At 39.0% G+C, this 14,067-nt stretch carries 17 protein-coding genes; all 17 read left to right on the top strand.

Going from position 1 to position 14,067, the window contains the following annotated elements:
• Window positions 1-35 precede the first annotated feature (35 nt).
• The 17 genes from ybeY to HMPREF2984_RS03695 all read left to right on the top strand — a co-directional run bounded on the left by ybeY (window position 36) and on the right by HMPREF2984_RS03695 (window position 13,953).
• Window positions 36-533, top strand: a complete 498-nt coding sequence (gene ybeY, locus HMPREF2984_RS03770) for an rRNA maturation RNase YbeY (RefSeq protein ID WP_003032841.1) — start codon at window positions 36-38, stop codon at window positions 531-533.
• Window positions 514-918 (top strand): diacylglycerol kinase family protein, encoded by a 405-nt coding sequence (locus HMPREF2984_RS03765; RefSeq protein ID WP_049533928.1) that lies wholly within the window; start codon window positions 514-516, stop codon window positions 916-918. Before ybeY ends, HMPREF2984_RS03765 begins: the two co-directional genes overlap by 20 nt.
• A 67-nt stretch (window positions 919-985) precedes the next feature.
• The gene (gene era, locus HMPREF2984_RS03760) at window positions 986-1,885 is read left to right on the top strand and encodes a GTPase Era (RefSeq protein WP_049533930.1); all 900 of its coding nucleotides are present in this window, start codon (window positions 986-988) and stop codon (window positions 1,883-1,885) included.
• Between the two features lie 12 nt (window positions 1,886-1,897).
• The gene (locus HMPREF2984_RS03755) at window positions 1,898-2,674 is read left to right on the top strand and encodes an alpha/beta fold hydrolase (protein WP_070670539.1); all 777 of its coding nucleotides are present in this window, start codon (window positions 1,898-1,900) and stop codon (window positions 2,672-2,674) included.
• Window positions 2,675-2,676: 2 nt separating this feature from the next.
• Window positions 2,677-3,147: an NUDIX hydrolase gene (locus tag HMPREF2984_RS03750; RefSeq protein WP_049533934.1), complete on the top strand. Its 471-nt coding sequence runs from the start codon at window positions 2,677-2,679 to the stop codon at window positions 3,145-3,147.
• A gap of 52 nt (window positions 3,148-3,199) precedes the next feature.
• Window positions 3,200-3,724, top strand: a complete 525-nt coding sequence (locus HMPREF2984_RS03745; protein WP_049533936.1) for a DinB family protein — start codon at window positions 3,200-3,202, stop codon at window positions 3,722-3,724.
• Between the two features lie 8 nt (window positions 3,725-3,732).
• The gene (locus HMPREF2984_RS03740; protein WP_049534079.1) at window positions 3,733-4,176 is read left to right on the top strand and encodes a GNAT family N-acetyltransferase; all 444 of its coding nucleotides are present in this window, start codon (window positions 3,733-3,735) and stop codon (window positions 4,174-4,176) included.
• A 7-nt stretch (window positions 4,177-4,183) separates the two neighbouring features.
• Window positions 4,184-5,008 carry a DNA-formamidopyrimidine glycosylase gene (mutM, locus tag HMPREF2984_RS03735; protein ID WP_049533937.1) on the top strand — a complete coding sequence of 275 codons (825 nt, stop codon included), beginning with the start codon at window positions 4,184-4,186 and terminating at the stop codon, window positions 5,006-5,008.
• A 3-nt stretch (window positions 5,009-5,011) separates the two neighbouring features.
• A complete protein-coding gene (gene coaE / locus HMPREF2984_RS03730) occupies window positions 5,012-5,605 on the top strand; it encodes a dephospho-CoA kinase (protein WP_049533939.1) in 594 nt (197 codons plus the stop codon).
• Window positions 5,606-5,621: 16 nt separating this feature from the next.
• Window positions 5,622-6,827 (top strand): multidrug efflux MFS transporter, encoded by a 1,206-nt coding sequence (locus HMPREF2984_RS03725; RefSeq protein WP_080977797.1) that lies wholly within the window; start codon window positions 5,622-5,624, stop codon window positions 6,825-6,827.
• On the top strand, window positions 6,811-6,960 hold the full coding sequence (rpmG, locus tag HMPREF2984_RS09365) for a 50S ribosomal protein L33 (RefSeq protein WP_003024746.1): 150 nt from the start codon (window positions 6,811-6,813) through the stop codon (window positions 6,958-6,960). The genes HMPREF2984_RS03725 and rpmG overlap by 17 nt, the downstream gene beginning before the upstream one ends.
• A gap of 39 nt (window positions 6,961-6,999) precedes the next feature.
• The gene (secG, locus tag HMPREF2984_RS03720) at window positions 7,000-7,233 is read left to right on the top strand and encodes a preprotein translocase subunit SecG (protein WP_003024744.1); all 234 of its coding nucleotides are present in this window, start codon (window positions 7,000-7,002) and stop codon (window positions 7,231-7,233) included.
• A 91-nt stretch (window positions 7,234-7,324) separates the two neighbouring features.
• Window positions 7,325-9,658, top strand: coding sequence for a ribonuclease R (gene rnr / locus HMPREF2984_RS03715; RefSeq protein ID WP_059220686.1), 2,334 nt, complete (start codon window positions 7,325-7,327; stop codon window positions 9,656-9,658).
• A complete protein-coding gene (gene smpB, locus HMPREF2984_RS03710; protein WP_049533944.1) occupies window positions 9,621-10,088 on the top strand; it encodes an SsrA-binding protein SmpB in 468 nt (155 codons plus the stop codon). The genes rnr and smpB overlap by 38 nt, the downstream gene beginning before the upstream one ends.
• Before the next feature lie 181 nt (window positions 10,089-10,269).
• Complete coding sequence (locus tag HMPREF2984_RS03705; protein WP_049533946.1) at window positions 10,270-10,974, top strand: helix-hairpin-helix domain-containing protein; 705 nt, start codon at window positions 10,270-10,272, stop codon at window positions 10,972-10,974.
• The gene (locus HMPREF2984_RS03700; protein ID WP_070670536.1) at window positions 10,958-13,186 is read left to right on the top strand and encodes a DNA internalization-related competence protein ComEC/Rec2; all 2,229 of its coding nucleotides are present in this window, start codon (window positions 10,958-10,960) and stop codon (window positions 13,184-13,186) included. Before HMPREF2984_RS03705 ends, HMPREF2984_RS03700 begins: the two co-directional genes overlap by 17 nt.
• An 80-nt stretch (window positions 13,187-13,266) precedes the next feature.
• Window positions 13,267-13,953: a DUF805 domain-containing protein gene (locus tag HMPREF2984_RS03695; protein ID WP_257362399.1), complete on the top strand. Its 687-nt coding sequence runs from the start codon at window positions 13,267-13,269 to the stop codon at window positions 13,951-13,953.
• Window positions 13,954-14,067: the final 114 nt, after the last annotated feature.

Here is a 14,067-nt window from a genome sequence, read left to right as displayed (position 1 = left end):
GTATAATGAAGTGATACTAATAAAGTGGGTGTAATATGTATATAGAAATGGTCGACGAGACAGGGCAAGTTTCAGAAGAAATCATCAAGCAAACACATGATATACTGGAATTTGCTGCTAAAAAGATTGGCAAAGAAGAAAAAGAAATGGCAGTGACATTTGTTACCAACGAGCGCAGCCATGAGCTGAATTTGGAATATCGAAATACAGATCGTCCGACAGATGTTATCAGCTTGGAGTACAAGCCTGAGCTGGACATTGCCATTGACGAGGAGGATTTACTAGAAAATCCTGAGCTGGCGGAAATGTTAGAGGATTTTAATGCCTATATCGGAGAACTCTTTATTTCCATAGATAAGGCGCGTGAACAAGCAGAAGAGTATGGTCATAGTTTTGAGCGGGAAATGGGCTTTCTTGCAGTACATGGTTTTCTGCATATCAATGGATACGATCACTATACGCCGGAAGAAGAGGCGGAAATGTTTGGCTTACAGGAAGAAATTTTGACTGCTTATGGACTTACAAGACAATAATACAAACAAACGCAAATGGAAAAATCGAGATGTGATTTCGAGTTTAGAATTTGCTCTGACAGGGATTTTTACGGCAATCAAAGAAGAGCGCAATATGCGCAATCATGCTGTTTCAGCAGTTGTAGTGGTCCTTGCAGGGTTGATTTTTCAGGTATCTGCGATAGAGTGGCTCTTTCTCTTTTTGAGTATTTTTCTAGTCATTTCTTTTGAGATTATGAATTCAGCTATTGAAAATGTGGTGGATTTAGCTAGTGATTATCACTTTTCCATGCGAGCTAAAAATGCCAAGGATATGGCAGCTGGATCTGTTTTGGTTGTTTCCGGTTTTGCGGTTATAACAGGACTAATTATTTTCGTTCCGAAAATTTGGAATTTACTTTTTTAACATGAAAATCGGAGAATCCTTTCCGATTTTCTTATATTAGACTAATAAGGAATAAACGAGGTGAAAAATGACCTTTAAATCAGGATTTGTTGCTATTTTAGGACGTCCAAATGTTGGAAAGTCTACTTTTTTAAATCACGTTATGGGGCAAAAGATTGCTATTATGAGTGATAAGGCTCAGACGACTCGTAACAAGATTATGGGAATTTACACGACAGACCAGGAGCAGATTGTCTTTATTGATACGCCAGGGATTCATAAACCAAAGACTGCCTTGGGCGACTTTATGGTGGAATCCGCTTACAGCACGTTGCGTGAAGTGGATACGGTCCTCTTTATGATATCTGCTGATGAAGCTCGTGGTAAGGGAGATGACATGATCATGGAGCGCTTAAAAGCAGCTAAGGTTCCTGTCATCTTGGTGGTCAATAAGATTGACAAGGTGCATCCTAATCAGCTGCTGAGTCAGATTGATGATTACCGCAAGCAGATGGACTTTAAGGAAGTTGTGCCGATTTCTGCTCTTCAAGGCAATAATGTTTCGCATCTGGTTGATATTTTAAGTGAAAATTTAGAGGAAGGCTACCAGTACTTCCCAGCTGACCAGATTACTGACCACCCTGAGCGTTTTTTGGTTTCTGAGATGATTCGGGAAAAGGTTTTATTGCTGACACGTGAAGAAATTCCGCATTCGGTGGCGGTGATCATTGACAGTATGAAGCGTGATGAGGAGACTGACAAGATTCATATCCGTGCTACCATTATGGTGGAAAGAGACAGTCAAAAGGGTATTATTATTGGCAAAGGCGGCTCTATGCTTAAGAAAATTGGCTCCATGGCTAGGCGGGATATTGAACTCATGCTAGGTGATAAGGTCTTTCTTGAAACTTGGGTTAAAGTCAAGAAAAACTGGCGGGATAAAAAGCTAGACTTGGCAGATTTTGGGTATAATGAGAAAGAATATTAGAGGCTGAGGAAGATAAGGTCATTATTTGTTGTAGAAAAAGGACAGCAAAATGATAAAAGTATTGTCCTTTTGCATGCATCTGGTTCTAGCAGTCAGATGTGGGCACATCATATCACTGAGTTAAAAAATGATTTTCACTATATAGCTGTTGATTTGCCTGGACATGGTTCTAGCCGCGACATTGGGTGGACAAATTTTAATGATGTTACAGAAATGATTGCTGATATCATCAAAAACAGGGCTCACGGCAAGCAACACCTTGTTGGATTATCGTTGGGAGGCAGTCTCGTTCTTAAATTGTTGGAAAAACATGCTGATTTATTTGATAGAGCGATTGTTGATGGTGTTAGTCACCACCCTATAAAAGGCTACCGCAAAGTCATAGCTGGTGTTTACATCATGTCGCTGTTTAAAAACACGAAAATAGTTGCTAATTTGATGACCAAGATGATGCAGGATGATGGGGTCACTGAAGAGAGCTATCGTCGTTTTATAATGGATTTGCAAAGGGCTTCTGCTAAGTCTTTTCGCCGAGCAATGTTACAGGCAAATCTGCTGAGGATTACTGCAAATTTCGACAATCCTGTTTTCTTTGTTTCGGGCGGTAAAGAATTTGAGACTATTCATGAATCTCATAAAGAATTTGCAAGAAAAAACAGACTGAGTGATTGTGCCTATTATCCAAATAAAGGGCATGCTTGGTTGTTTAGTGATATTGACACGCATATACAATTACTCCGTTACTTTTTTCAAGACGGATCATTTCCAGATAAATTGAAAGATTTCTAAATATGGACTACATTTCCTATATCCGATCAAAGGTTGGGCATGACAAGGTTATTCTGACCTTTTCTGGCGGTATTTTAGCAGATGACGAGGGACGCGTGCTGTTACAACTACGCGGTGATAAGAAAACATGGGCTATTCCAGGCGGAGCAATGGAACTTGGTGAGTCCACTCTTGATACTGCTAAGCGTGAGTTTTTTGAAGAAACAGGCATTGAGGTAGAAGCTACTCGTTTTCTAAATGTTTACAGTAATTTCGAGGAAGTTTATCCGAATGGTGATGCGGTGCAGACGGTTGTTTTTATCTATGAGCTGACGGCTGTTTCACCAGTGAATATTGCAGATTTTCACAATGAAGAAACTCTACGCCTGCGTTTCTTTTCTAAGGAAGAAATTGAGAAATTAGAATCTGTGAGTAGTAAGCATCGCCTGATGTTAGCTGAGTATTTTGATGACAACTTTGCGATGGGACATTGAGTTGAGATTGCCATAATCAGTGATTAGTTTAATTTTTTAAGGAGGTAGGGCAATGGAATTTGTAAATCTTTTAGTAGAAAACGTAGAACGAGTCGAGGAGCGTTTTTTATCGGTGCTGGATAATTTATCTGTGGAAGAAGTAAATGCTTTTCCGGTTGCAAATACAGTTCCGTCCATTAAGTCTGTGACTTGGCTGACTTGGCATACGGCGCGGGAGCTGGATTTTCAGATTGCTGATTTAGCTAAGACCGAGCCAGTCTGGTTCTCTAAAGGTTGGAAGAAAAAGTTTGCCTTGGATTTGCTAGATGATACGGAAGATTGGCACCATACTCCTCAAGAAGCGCATAAAGTTGTGGTGACAGATATTGAGTTGCTCAAAGGCTATCTGTCTGATGCGGTTGCGGCAACAATTGCTTATTTATCAGAGGTGAATGAAGACAGTTTGGACGATGTTGTTGATGAGAATTGGTTCCCAGCAGTTAAGCGTGGGAATCGCTTAGTATCGATCATCGACGATGCTGCTATGCATTCAGGTCAGGCAATCTATGCTCGCCGCTTGTTAGAAAGAGAAGATTGAAAAAGGTAATGGTAGGGGAAGTTCGAGCGGTCGAAAAATCTCATCTAGCTGACTGGGCTTACTTTGCTCATTTAGCTTGGAAGACAGAGAAAAAGAAATTACTAGCAGCATTTTCTGAAGGAAAATTTCCTAATGAATTTTTATACTACTTAGAGGGAGAAGCTGTTGCTTGGATCAGCTTATCTATGCGTTCGGAGTATGTGGAAGGAGCAGAGCAACTTCCTGTCGCATATATTGAAGGCATAGCGGTAGCACCTGTTTTTCAAAGACATGGTATCGCTACTCAGCTTCTTGACTTTGCTCAGTCGTGGGCGACAGAAAAAGGAGCATCTCAGCTAGCTTCAGATTGTGATATAGACAATGCAGTCAGTCAAGCTTTTCACAAGAAGACAGGATTTGAAGAAATAAGTCGAACGGTGCATTATATGTTACATTTGGATAAGAAAGGATAAAGATTTCATGCCCGAACTGCCAGAAGTAGAAACGGTACGCCGTGGTTTAGAGCGGCTGGTTAAAGGAAAAGAGATTGAAAAGGTAGATGTCCGTTACGCCAAGATGATTGGAACGGGGGCAGATCCTTTTGTCTTAGAATTACCGGGGCAAAGCATTGATGCTGTTGGGCGTCGGGGCAAGTATCTGATTTTTTATTTGACGAATTGGGTGCTGATTTCGCATTTGCGCATGGAAGGAAAGTATCTTTTCTATCCTGAAGAGGTCCAGTTGACGAAGCATTCTCATGTAATTTTTCATTTTACAGATGGCAGCAGCCTCGTTTATCAGGATGTTCGGAAATTTGGCACGATGGAGTTGTTGAGAAAAGAACAAATAACATCCTATTTTACTGAGCGAAAGCTAGGACCAGAACCGACTGAATCAGATTTTCATTTACTGCCATTTGAAACCGCTCTGAAAAAATCTAAGAAATTGATTAAACCTTACCTGTTGGATCAAACTTTAGTAGCTGGTCTTGGCAATATCTATGTAGATGAAGTATTATGGCGGGCGCAGATTCATCCGGCAAGAGCAGCTCAAAGTTTGACTGCTGGAGAAGCAGAGGAATTACGCAAGCAGATTATTGCAGACTTGCAGTTAGGTATTGAAAAAGGCGGTTCAACCATTCGCACCTACCGCAATGCGTTGGGAGAAGACGGCACCATGCAAGATTTCCTGCAAGTCTATGGAAAAACAGGTCAACCTTGTACTAGATGCGGTCACGAAATTGAAAAAATCAAACTAGCTGGTCGTGGAACTCACCTTTGTCCACATTGTCAAAAAATGAGGTAGGACATGGCAAAAATAATCGGAATTACAGGCGGTATTGCTTCTGGCAAATCGACAGTCACAAATTATCTCAGGCAAAAGGGCTATCAGGTCATTGATGCGGATCAGGTGGTCCATGAATTGCAGAAACCGGGAGGTCGACTTTATCAAGTTCTGTTGTCAGAATTTGGAACAGAAATTTTATTGGCAGACGGTCAATTGGATCGAAAAAAGCTAGGAGCTCTTCTCTTTAGTCGTCCCAATTTACTAGAGAAGTCCAGTCGCTTACAAAATAATATTATTCGAGAAGAATTAGCTTTAAAACGTGAGCAATTGGCAGCAACAGAAGAGCTTTTCTTTATGGATATTCCACTCTTATTTGAACAGGAATATGAAGATTGGTTTGACCAAGTTTGGCTAGTAGATGTGAGTAAAGATACTCAATTAGAACGTTTAATGACTCGAAATAATCTTAGTCAAGAAGAGGCTCAACGACGCATAGCAGCCCAACTTTCTTTGGCAGAAAAAAGACAAAGAGCTGAAATTGTGATTGACAATAATGGTGCGCTTTCGGCTACTTTAAAGCAGGTGCAGGCATTTTTAGACAAAGAAAGAAGATGATTTTATTAAGAATCAAGTGAATTGGAAACGGAATTTATGGATTGCTTGGCTAGGGAACTTTTTTGTAGGTGCTAGCCTGTCACTGGTGGTTCCCTTTATGTCTTTGTATGTGGAAGAATTAGGTGCTAGAGGCTCCATGGTTGAATTTTATTCAGGTTTGGCGGTTTCGAGCACAGCTTTGACAGCCGCTCTTTTATCTCCTGTATGGGGAAGTTTAGCTGATAAATATGGCCGCAAGCCCATGATGATTCGAGCTGCTTTTGCAATGACTTTTACCATGGGAGGCTTGGCTTTTGTGCCAAATGTATTTTGGCTCATTGTATTGAGACTGTTAAATGGGGTGTTTTCTGGTTATGTACCAAATAGCACGGCATTGATTGCTAGTCAAGCGCCTAAAAAGCACTCTGGATATGCTTTGGGAACATTGTCAACAGGTGTCGTAGCGGGGACGCTGATGGGACCTCTTTTAGGAGGAATGATTGCTCAGAGTTTGGGAATGAGAAATGTCTTCCTTTTGGTTGGATTTTTCTTGTTTGTTGTTACTTTGTGGACCATTTTTGGGATAAAAGAAGATTTTCATCCTGTTTCTAAGGAAAAAGAAGTTTCGACCAAGCAACTATTTCAACGAATTCCTCAAAAATCAATCCTTTTTGGTTTGTTCATTACTAGCATGGTGATTCAGATGATTGGGCAGTCCATTTCCCCTATTCTGACGCTTTATATCCGTTCTTTAGGGCAAAAAGAAAATCTGCTGCTAGTATCTGGTGCAATCGTTTCAGCTATGGGGGTCTCAAGTATATTTTCTTCTAGTTGGTTAGGAAAATTAGGGGATAAAATAGGAAACCACCGTTTGCTCTTGCTGGCTCTCTTGTATAGTTTTGTTATTTATATTTTTTGTGCGAGGGCTGGTACGCCGCTTGAATTGGGAATTTATCGTTTCCTGTTTGGTCTGGGAACGGGGGCGCTTTTGCCTGGAGTTAGCTCTCTGCTAAATAAAATCACTCCCAAAGAAGGTATTTCCAGAATTTTTAGTTACAATCAAACATTCTTCTATATTGGAGGTGTTATTGGTCCTCTAATGGGCTCAATGATTTCTGTACATTTTGGCTATCATTGGGTTTTCTATAGTACAGCAGGCTTAGCATTATTGAATTTTTTCTTTTTATTATTTAGTTTTAGAAAGTATTTAGGAGTGAGAGAAATCAGTGCGGGTAAAGATTAATTTAAAATGTTCAAGTTGTGGCAGTCAGAATTATTTAACAAGCAAAAATATGAAGACTCATCCAGAGAAAGTTGAAGTCTTAAAGTATTGTCCTAAGGAAAGAAAAGTGACCTTACATCTTGAATCAAAATAAATTTTATGGTAAAATAGATGAGATTTTAAGGAGTTTGATATGTATAATTTATTATTAACCATTTTATTGATTTTATCAGTATTTATTTTAATTGCAATTTTTATGCAACCTACAAAAAATCAATCAAGTAATGTATTTGACGCAAGTGCAGGAGATTTGTTTGAACGACCAAAAGCAAGAGGCTTTGAAGCAGTTATGCAGCGTTTGACGGGAGTGATGGTTTTCTTTTGGTTGTTGATTGCACTAATGCTGACAATCTTATCTAGTAAATAAAATGGGCTCTGACTTTGTCTTTGCCTATTTTTTCTGTAGTAGATGAGAAAAGGCAACTTAAAGTTTAGAAAACATAAGAGAAAAGGAAAGAATGAAAGAAGAAATTTTAAGCTATTTAAGAGAGAAAAAAGAAGCTAGCATAGATGAACTGGCGCAGGGGTTAGGGAAAGAAAAGGCAAAAGACTTTAGAAACCTAGTTAAAACGATTTCTGAAATGGAGCGAAAACGTCAGTTGAGCTTTAGCAATGCAGGCAAAATCCAGCTTCACAAAGAAAAGCAAATGCTTACCTTGAAAGGAACCTTTCATGCCCATAAAAATGGCTTTGGCTTTGTTACCTTAAATGAAGAAGAGGATGATCTTTTTATTGGTCGCAATGATGTCAACTATGCGATTGATGGTGATACGGTAGAAGTTGCAATTACTAAGGTTGCAGATCGCAGCAAGGGAACATCTGCTGAAGCGAAGGTTATTGATATTTTGGAACACAGCTTAAAAACAGCAGTGGGTCAGCTTATCTTAGACGAAGAGAAGCCTAAGTATGCTGGCTATATTCGATCAAAAAATCAGAAAATCAGTCAACCTATTTATATCAAGAAGCCTGCTTTGGTTTTGGATGGAACAGAGATTTTAAAAGTAGAGATTGATAAATATCCAACTAGAAAGCATGACTATTTTGTAGCTACTGTTTTAGATGTGGTCGGTCATAAGGATGATCCAGGGATTGATGTTCTGGAAGTTTTGGAGTCCATGGACATTGTGTCTGAGTTTCCAGAGAGAGTGTTGAAGGAAGCATCAACGATTCCAGAGACGTTGTCTGAAAAGGATTTAGAAGGACGTTTAGATCTACGTAATGAAATTACCTTTACCATCGATGGGGCAGATGCGAAAGATTTGGACGATGCAGTTCATATCAAGAAGCTATCAAATGGACATTTTGAACTGGGAGTTCATATTGCAGATGTTTCTTACTATGTTCAAGAAGGTTCTGAATTAGATAAGGAAGCGCTCAATCGAGCAACATCTGTTTATGTGACGGATCGAGTAGTACCTATGCTGCCTGAACGCCTATCAAATGGCATCTGCTCGCTCAATCCTAATGTAGATCGACTGACGCAATCGGCTATCATGGAGATTGACCAAAAAGGTCGAGTTGTCAAGCATACCATTACACAAACAATCATTAAAACCACTTTTCGTATGACCTATAGCGATGTGAATGACATGATTGCAGGAGATAAGAAAAAACGAGCAGCTTTTAAAGCAATTTTACCGAGTGTTGAAGCAATGGCGGAACTTCATGCAATTCTTGAGCGGATGCGATACAAGCGCGGAGCTCTTAATTTTGATACGAAAGAAGCTAAAATTTTGGTCAATAAGACTGGGCGTCCAGTAGATATTGTTTTGCGGCAGCGTGGACTTTCGGAGCGTATGATTGAGTCCTTTATGCTAGTCGCCAATGAAACAGTAGCAGAGCATTTTGCTAGATTAAACCTGCCCTTTATCTATCGGATTCATGAAGAACCTAAAGCTGAGAAAGTGCAGAAGTTTATTGATTATGCTTCTACTTTTGGCGTTCGAGTTTACGGAACTGCTAATTCTATGAGCCAATCTGCCCTTCAGGATATTATGAAAGCAGTCCACGGTCAGCCTTATGAAGAAGTGCTGTCTATGATGCTTTTGCGCTCCATGCAGCAGGCTCGTTACTCAGAGCACAACCACGGTCATTATGGCCTAGCTGCCGAGTTTTATACGCACTTTACTAGTCCGATTCGCCGTTATCCAGACCTTTTGGTTCATCGCATGGTGCGTGATTATGGCTGTTCTAAGGAAATAGCAGAGCATTTTGAGCAAGTCATTCCAGATATTGCCAGTCAGTCTTCCAGCAGGGAACGGCGAGCTATTGAAGCAGAGCGAGAAGTAGAAGCTATGAAAAAGGCTGAGTTTATGGAAGAGTTTGTCGGAGAAGAATTTGACGGTATCGTGTCTAGTGTTGTTAAATTTGGTCTTTTTGTTGAACTCCCCAATACAGTTGAAGGCTTGATTCATGTAACCAACTTGCCAGAATTTTTTCACTACAATGAACGCAATCTAACTTTGCAGGGCGAAAAGTCAGGTGTTGTTTTCCGTGTCGGTCAACAGATTCACATTAAGCTAGTTCGGGCTGATAAGGCTACGGGAGAGATTGACTTTGAATACCTACCTAGTGAATATGATGTGATTGAAAAGAGAAAGCAATCCAATCGTGATAGGCATCAACAGTCGCATCAAGATAACAGAGGACGAAGAGACAAGTCTCCGAAAGGAAAAGTTTCTAGGGATAAGAAATCAAAGAAAAACAAGGGCAAGAAACCCTTTTATAAAGAAGTGGTAAAGAAAGGATGCAAGAATGGCAAAGGGAGAAGGAAAGGTCGTAGCGCAAAATAAAAAAGCACGACACGACTATACCATTATTGATACGATTGAAACAGGCATGGTTCTGACCGGAACTGAAATCAAAAGTGTGCGGGCTGCACGAATTAACCTGAAAGACGGCTTTGCTCAAGTCAAAAACGGAGAGGTCTGGCTCAGTAATGTTCATATCGCTCCCTATGAAGAGGGCAATATCTGGAATCAAGATCCTGAACGTAGGAGAAAATTGCTATTGCATAAAAAGCAAATCCAGAAATTAGAGCAGGAAACGAAAGGAACTGGAATGACTTTGGTTCCCCTCAAAGTTTATCTTAAGGACGGTTATGCCAAGTTACTTTTAGGATTGGCTAAAGGGAAACACAACTATGATAAGCGTGAATCCGTTAAACGTCGTGAGCAAAATAGAGACATTGCTCGGACGATGAAGGCTTATAATGTGAGATAATGTACAAGATATAAAAATCGGAAGTTGTTTCCGATTTTTTAGTAGTTCGAGGTAGTTGATTGGTCAATCTTTCTCAAAAACCCTTTTCTAACATGGCAAAAGCTGAAAAAATTTTTCAGCCTTTTTATTTATTTTACGAATAAACAGATAAAGTAAATTTTCATTCAGTTTAGGAGGAAAAATGTTAGAGGTAATCATCACAAAAATAAAAGAGTATAAAATTTTAGTTGGTTTAAGCCTGATTGGTTTGATAATAGCAGGATTTTTTATGATAAATGGTCAATCTAGTAGACAATCAAATGTAGCAGAGCTCGCACAGGAAACAGTTACGAGTTCGGAGGCAGAATCAAAAGAAATTTCAACTAGAACGAAGAAAAACTCACAGAAAGAAAAAGCAGAGACTCAAACGAGTTCAAGTGAAGAATCAGAATTTTTAACCGTAGATGTCAAGGGTGCAGTCAAAAATCCAGGTATTTATCAACTGAAAAAGACTAGCCGTATCAATGATGCAATTCAAAAAGCGGGTGGTTTAACGACAGACGCTGACAGCAAGTCTATCAATTTGGCGCAAAAACTAACAGATGAAGCTGTTGTTTATGTGGCAACTGTTGGCGAGAATGCGACAAGTGTTGCAAGCGGAACAGGACAATCTTCAACGTCAGGAACTAGTAAAGTCGCATCGCAAAAAGGGAATAAGGTCAATCTAAATACAGCTGATTTATCTGAGTTGCAGACCATTTCTGGCATCGGTCAAAAACGTGCGCAAGATATTTTAGATTATCGTGAGGCAAACGGGAAATTCAATTCAGTTGATGACCTGAAAAATGTATCAGGAGTTGGTGCCAAAACACTAGAAAAATTGAAAGAATATGTCACAGTGGATTAAAAGATTTCCGATTAAGCCAATTTACATAGCTTTTTTGCTTGTCTGGTTATATTTTGCAATCTACCAAAGTAGTTGGTTAGCTTGTCTTGGTTTTATCTTTCTGGTGATTCGTCTTTTTCGCTTTTATTCACCGAAAGAATGTTTCATGACCTTCATGATCCTCTCTTGTTTTGCTGGTTTTTTCTTTGTTCGTAGGGAAATGGTAGAGCAGAAGACGAAAGTAGAACCCTCTCCCGTAAGACAAGTAGCAGTTCTACCTGACACGATTAAGGTAAATGGAGATTCACTTTCTTTCCGTGGTAAAACAAATGGGCAGACTTATCAAGTTTACTACAAATTGAAATCAAAGGAAGAACAGTTGGCTTTTCAAAATCTCTCTAGTCTGGTTATATTGACCGTTGAAGGGGAATTTGAAATCCCTGAGAAGAAGCGTAATTTTGCTGGTTTTGATTACCAATCCTATTTAAAAACGCAAGGGATTTATCGAATTTTAAAAGTGGATACCATTTTATCGAGCCAAGATCGAATCAGCTTGCACCCTTGTGAGTGGCTTTCTAGCTGGCGAAGAAAAGCTCTAGTATTTATCAAGAAGCATTTTCCAAATCCGATGAGTAATTACATGACAGGACTCTTATTTGGTGCCTTGGATACAGACTTCGATGAAATGAACAATCTTTACTCTAGCTTGGGGATTATTCATTTATTTGCGCTGTCTGGCATGCAAGTTGGCTTTTTTATGGAGGGTTTTCGTAAGTTGCTGTTAAGGCTGGGTCTTACACAGGAAATGGTTCATAAATGCCAATATCCATTTTCTTTCTTCTATGCGGGAATGACTGGATTTTCAGTATCCGTTGTACGGAGCTTAGTTCAGAAATTATTGTCGCAACATGGTATCACTAAGTTAGATAATTTTGCTTTAACGATGATGATATTGTCCTTGATTATGCCTTCCTTTCTTTTAACGGCGGGAGGAGTTCTCTCTTGCGCCTATGCTTTTGTTATTAGTGTGATAGATTTTGAAAGTCTGACTTCTTGGCGAAACATTGTTGTAGAGAGCAGTGTCATTTCGCTTGGTGTTTTACCGATTCTAATCTTTTATTTTGGTGAATTTCAACCTTGGTCTATTTTGTTGACATTTGTTTTTTCACTGATTTTCGATGCAATGATGTTGCCAGGATTGACGTTGATTTTTCTTTTTTCGCCTTTGATAAAGCTAACTCAGGTCAATTTTCTATTTGAAGGGTTAGAAAATAGCATTCGTTGGATAGCAAGTGTCTTTGGCAGACCAATCGTTTTTGGGCAACCCAGTCCGCTTTTGCTGATTGTTATGCTACTTGTACTGGCTATTTTGTATGATATTAGAAAAAATAAAAAATGGGTAATATTTCTTAGTCTGCTTCTTTCATTACTCTTTTTCATAAATAAATTTCCCTTGCAAAATGAGATCACAATGGTTGATGTTGGGCAGGGAGATAGTATTTTTCTGAGAGACTGGAAAGGACGAAATGTATTGATTGATGTTGGTGGACGTGAGGAAATTAGAACAAAAGAAGCTTGGCAAAAACGAGCAACTAGCTCAAATGCAGAGAAAACTTTGATTCCTTACCTAAGAAGTCGTGGCATAGATATGATTGATACTTTAGTCTTAACAAATCCTAATCCAGATTATGCAGGAGATGTATTAGAAGTTGCTAAAAAATTTGCAATAAAGAAAATTTATATTTCCAGAAGTAGTCTAAGCAATGCAGATTTTCTAAAGAAATTAAGGGAGACAAACACATTCATTCATGTCGTAAAACAAGGCGACAAACTTCCTATTTTTGATCATCATTTGCAAGTTCTTTCGGGTGCTAGCAAGAACGACCATTCGATCGTTTTATATGGTCAGTTTTTCCGTACAAGATTTTTATTTGCGAGCGACTTGAAAGAAGAGGGCGAAGCAAAGTTAATGCAGCATTATCCAAAGTTGAAAACAGATGTTTTGAAAGTCGGACAGCATGGAGCTAAAAGTTCATCAAGTTCAAAGTTTTTGCAACAAATAGAACCAACGGTTGCGCTCATTTCTGTCGGGAAAAATAATCAATCTAAGCAACCTAGTCAAGATACAATAGAGCGATTTGCACAATTGCCTGCTAAAGTCTATCGGACAGATGAACAAGGGGCAGTTAAATTTTCAGGGTGGACAAACTGGCGATTAGAGATGGTCAAGTAATTGTTCTCTAAAAATTAATTTCCGTTGATTTATTAGGAAAAGTATGGTATTCTATTAAAAATTTAAAAATTAGGAGATTTATGATGTTTACCGCTTATAAAAAATTTTGGACTCACTATGCTGATTTTGAAGGAAAATCAACTAGATCTGACTATTGGTGGTCTGTTTTATGCAATGCTTTAATTACCCTTCCATTTGTGATAATAGCTTTTGGAGCGATTATGACAGCGATTTTCAGTGCTATTCAACAAGCAGCTTACTATGAAGGAGGGAGTGGTTTTGATCCAAGCGTCTTTATAGCTGGATTAGGTTCTACACTTTTCGTCTTTGTTTTATTGAGTTTATTTGGGATAGCAACTTTAATCCCAAATTTGGCGATTATTGTGCGTCGTTTGCGGGATGCTGGCTATCATTGGGCATTTATCTTTTTATATGCAGGTCCTATACTTTTGATGTGGGTTCCAATTTTAAATATTTTGGCTGCCGTTGCTATGTTACCATGTTCTATCGCTCTAATTGTCCTACTTTGTATGCCAACTAAAGTACAACCTATGGTTTACCAAGGACAATTTACAGCACAACAAGCAAAACCTCAGCAACAACCTGTTCAAGCACAACAATTTACTCAACCACAAGAACAAGCAGTTGAACCTGAAATAACACCAACTCAACCTCAACAAGAATCTGCGATTACCACTGAAACTCCAGAACAAGTTGTTCAATCAGATGAGAAAGAGTTGGACTCAGCTATCTCTGAAGATAACTAAACTAGAAATGCTCCAATAATGTATTGGGGTGTTTTTTAGAAATGACGATTTTTTTTAATAACATTTTTAGGATTTACTCCTGAATAAGCCAATCTTGCATCTTATTTATCCCAT

The organism is Streptococcus sp. HMSC066E07, assembly GCF_001814695.1.
Classification (GTDB): domain Bacteria; phylum Bacillota; class Bacilli; order Lactobacillales; family Streptococcaceae; genus Streptococcus; species Streptococcus hominis.
The sequence above is the reverse complement of the archived record's forward strand: the minus strand, read 5'-3'. Positions and strand labels throughout refer to the sequence as shown.

What these genes read in the sequence shown, in the direction of transcription:
- mutM (WP_049533937.1), top strand. Translation starts at nt 4,184, where the DNA reads ATGCCCGAACTGCCAGAAGTAGAAACGGTACGCCGTGGTTTAGAGCGG.
- HMPREF2984_RS03700 (WP_070670536.1), top strand. Translation starts at nt 10,958, where the DNA reads ATGTCACAGTGGATTAAAAGATTTCCGATTAAGCCAATTTACATAGCT.
- HMPREF2984_RS03740 (WP_049534079.1), top strand. Translation starts at nt 3,733, where the DNA reads ATGGTAGGGGAAGTTCGAGCGGTCGAAAAATCTCATCTAGCTGACTGG.
- rnr (WP_059220686.1), top strand. Translation starts at nt 7,325, where the DNA reads ATGAAAGAAGAAATTTTAAGCTATTTAAGAGAGAAAAAAGAAGCTAGC.
- era (WP_049533930.1), top strand. Translation starts at nt 986, where the DNA reads ATGACCTTTAAATCAGGATTTGTTGCTATTTTAGGACGTCCAAATGTT.
- HMPREF2984_RS03745 (WP_049533936.1), top strand. Translation starts at nt 3,200, where the DNA reads ATGGAATTTGTAAATCTTTTAGTAGAAAACGTAGAACGAGTCGAGGAG.
- HMPREF2984_RS03765 (WP_049533928.1), top strand. Translation starts at nt 514, where the DNA reads ATGGACTTACAAGACAATAATACAAACAAACGCAAATGGAAAAATCGA.
- HMPREF2984_RS03705 (WP_049533946.1), top strand. Translation starts at nt 10,270, where the DNA reads ATGTTAGAGGTAATCATCACAAAAATAAAAGAGTATAAAATTTTAGTT.
- coaE (WP_049533939.1), top strand. Translation starts at nt 5,012, where the DNA reads ATGGCAAAAATAATCGGAATTACAGGCGGTATTGCTTCTGGCAAATCG.
- smpB (WP_049533944.1), top strand. Translation starts at nt 9,621, where the DNA reads ATGGCAAAGGGAGAAGGAAAGGTCGTAGCGCAAAATAAAAAAGCACGA.
- HMPREF2984_RS03750 (WP_049533934.1), top strand. Translation starts at nt 2,677, where the DNA reads ATGGACTACATTTCCTATATCCGATCAAAGGTTGGGCATGACAAGGTT.
- secG (WP_003024744.1), top strand. Translation starts at nt 7,000, where the DNA reads ATGTATAATTTATTATTAACCATTTTATTGATTTTATCAGTATTTATT.
- ybeY (WP_003032841.1), top strand. Translation starts at nt 36, where the DNA reads ATGTATATAGAAATGGTCGACGAGACAGGGCAAGTTTCAGAAGAAATC.
- HMPREF2984_RS03695 (WP_257362399.1), top strand. Translation starts at nt 13,267, where the DNA reads ATGATGTTTACCGCTTATAAAAAATTTTGGACTCACTATGCTGATTTT.